Source organism: uncultured Rikenella sp. (assembly GCF_910579375.1).
In the GTDB taxonomy this organism is placed as follows: Bacteria; Bacteroidota; Bacteroidia; order Bacteroidales; family Rikenellaceae; genus Rikenella.
Window position 1 is genome coordinate 1 of record NZ_CAJTUJ010000203.1, and the last position, 2795, is coordinate 2795.

4 protein-coding genes are annotated in these 2795 nt (G+C 58.5%); 2 read left to right on the forward strand and 2 right to left on the reverse strand.

Annotation, left to right across the window (positions count from 1 at the left end; all coding sequences use genetic code 11):
* Positions 1 to 20: 20 nt before the first annotated feature.
* Positions 21 to 338: a hypothetical protein gene (locus QZ302_RS09670; RefSeq protein WP_294594855.1), complete on the reverse strand. Its 318-nt coding sequence runs from the start codon at positions 336 to 338 to the stop codon at positions 21 to 23.
* 153 nt (positions 339 to 491) lie between these two features.
* On the opposite strand from QZ302_RS09670, the gene QZ302_RS09675 reads away from it, so the two are divergent.
* Together QZ302_RS09675 and clpX are read left to right on the forward strand one after the other, a co-directional pair.
* On the forward strand, positions 492 to 1172 hold the full coding sequence (locus QZ302_RS09675; protein ID WP_294594856.1) for an ATP-dependent Clp protease proteolytic subunit: 681 nt from the start codon (positions 492 to 494) through the stop codon (positions 1170 to 1172).
* 33 nt (positions 1173 to 1205) lie between these two features.
* Positions 1206 to 2459, forward strand: a complete 1254-nt coding sequence (clpX, locus tag QZ302_RS09680) for an ATP-dependent Clp protease ATP-binding subunit ClpX (protein WP_294594858.1) — start codon at positions 1206 to 1208, stop codon at positions 2457 to 2459.
* A 146-nt stretch (positions 2460 to 2605) separates the two neighbouring features.
* Here clpX and QZ302_RS09685 read toward each other — a convergent pair.
* A partial coding sequence (locus tag QZ302_RS09685; protein WP_294594859.1) for a hypothetical protein occupies positions 2606 to 2795 on the reverse strand: 190 nt, incomplete at its 5' end.

Here is a 2795-nt window from a genome sequence, read left to right on the forward strand (position 1 = left end):
GAATCGCAAGCATTCCCCGTTTATTCCGAGAGGCAACGCAACTGAAAACCGTGGGCGCGGCGGTCCGAGCGGCTGGTGCCGAGGTGCTGCGAATTGAAACTCAAGTCCAGGCCGTCGATGCCGCTCGCGGCGGAAGACCAGCTGAACCCGTGGTAGCCGACGCCCACCGGTTCGCCCGTATCCCGATAGCGATAGCCCGGGGCGGGGTACCAGGCGAGCGGGGTTCCCGCGCCCGAGGTGCTTACTTTGTAGAGACGACCGTTGGTGGCTTTGTAGTTCCCTGCGCCGTATTTTTCACCGGGAACCCCATCCGAGTAGTACGGGAAGGTACCGGTCAAAGGCTGATCAAGGTCGGTCGCCCGCGTAAAGTCAGACCCAATTGCAGACCCGATTGCGCCGCGCTCAGACGAACAGTCGGAATCGTTCTCCCCTCCATATGTGTCATGTTTCGCAAAAAAATGCTATTTTTACCCTTTCTCAACACCCATCGAATGGACTACAAAAAAGAATTCGAACGATACGCACGACTCGGCCGCGGCATCTCGTCGCTCGCCATGCACCGCTACGACCGGCTCACAGCCGAATATATCTCGCCCACCATCATTGAAGAACGACAACTCAACGTCGCCACCATGGACGTCTTCTCGCGCCTGATGATGGATCGCATTATCTTTCTCGGCGTGCCGATCTACGACGATGCCGCCAATATCATCCAGGCCCAGATGCTCTTTTTGGAGTCGAACGACCCGAAAAGCGACATCCAGATCTACCTCAACACCCCCGGCGGCTCGGTGTCGGCCGGGCTGGGGATTTACGACACCATGCAGATCATCTCGCCCGATGTGGCGACCACCTGTACCGGTATGGCCGCTTCGATGGGCGCCATTCTGCTGACCGCCGGAACCAAAGGAAAACGATCCGCCTTGCAGCACTCGCGGATCATGATCCATCAGCCCCTGGGCGGCGTCGAAGGGCAGGCCAGCGACATCGAAATCACCGCCCGGCAGATCCTCAAGACCAAAGAAGAGCTCTACCACATACTGGCCGAGCACAGCGGCGTAACCGCCGAAAAGATCGAACAGGACGCCGACCGCGACTTCTGGATGACCTCGGCCGAAGCCGCCGAGTACGGGCTGATCGACGGCGTGCTGACCAAACGGGAAGGGCTGTAATCGCCTCCCTCTTACCGATTTTATTCGAGACCTATGGCAGAAAATAATAACAAACAGGAACACTGTTCGTTCTGCGGCGCTGCGGCGGCGCAGGTCGGGATGATTATCCACGGACAGGAGGCGATGATCTGCAACAACTGTGCGGAACGCGCCTGGGAGATGGTGCGCGAGGAGATGGAGAGCCGCGTGCGGAACGAAGCCGCCTCCACGATCGGCGAGGCCATGGCCTTGTACACCCCCCAGTCCATCAAAGAGTTTCTCGACCGCTATGTGATCGGGCAGGAACGAGCCAAGAAATACATCTCGGTGGCCGTTTATAACCACTACAAACGGCTGATGCACAGTTTGACCGATCCGCAGGATACGGAAGATTCGGACATCGAGCTCGACAAATCCAACATCCTGCTGGTGGGCGAGACCGGGACAGGGAAGACTTTGATTGCGCGGACGATTGCGCGGCTCTTGAATGTGCCGTTCGCCATCGTGGACGCCACGGCGCTGACCGAGGCGGGATATGTGGGCGAGGATGTCGAGAGCATTCTCTCGCGGCTGTTGCAGGCGGCGGACTACGACGTCGCCGCGGCGGAACGCGGGATCGTCTTTATCGACGAAATCGACAAGATCGCCCGCAAGAGCGACAACCCCTCCATCACGCGCGACGTCTCGGGCGAAGGGGTGCAGCAGGCCCTGCTCAAGATACTGGAGGGGACGGTGGTCAATGTGCCGCCGCAGGGGGGACGGAAACACCCCGATCAGAAATATATCCAGGTCAATACCCGGAACATCCTTTTTGTGGCGGGCGGCGCGTTCGACGGGGTGCAGAAGAAGATCGCCCAGCGGCTGAACACGCGCGTTGTCGGATACGGCCAGCAGCAGAAAATCGCCGAGGTGGATCGTGAGAATCTGTTGCAGTACATCACGCCGAAAGACTTGCGGAGCTTCGGGCTGATTCCGGAACTGATCGGGCGTCTGCCGGTGCTGACCTATCTGGAGCCGCTGGGACGCGAGGCGTTGAGGCGGATTCTGACAGAACCGAAAAACGCCATCGTCAAACAGTATGTTCGGTTGTTCGAGCTGGACGGGGTCAAACTCTCGTTCGATCCGGAGGTGCTGGACTACATCGTGGACAAGGCGATCGAATACAAACTGGGAGCCCGGGGGCTGCGCTCGATCTGTGAGGCGATCATGATGGATGCGATGTTCGAGGTGCCGGCGTCGAAACGGAAAACGTTCCGCGTGAAACTGGACTATGCACGAGCAAGGGTCGAAGCCATGCAAGTCGCTTAAAACAAGTATTCATTCGTTCTTTTTCTGCTCCTAACCGGACGGAACCGTACCTTTCTTGAAAGAAAGGTACCCAAAGAACTTTTGCAGAGGTCGTCCCGGTGGGACGACCACGGGCTCTCTCCGCCTCGTGCGTTGGACTGTGATTTTCAGGCGCGGCGCGCGTGGGGTTCTCGCCCATTATTAGCGCGCCCGCCGAAAATCCAGCCCAACCAATCGGGCAGACACGGCCAGAGCATCCCGCAGGGATGCGCTCTAAAGTTTTTTTGGTTCTTTTTGTTCACAACCGACGCTGCCAGCGAGAGCAATGCAAACGCAGTTTGCAAATTGCCGAGCGGC

Excerpts from the sequence above, each read along its gene's own strand:
- QZ302_RS09675 (WP_294594856.1), top strand. The coding sequence starts at position 492 with ATGGACTACAAAAAAGAATTCGAACGATACGCACGACTCGGCCGCGGC.
- clpX (WP_294594858.1), top strand. The coding sequence starts at position 1,206 with ATGGCAGAAAATAATAACAAACAGGAACACTGTTCGTTCTGCGGCGCT.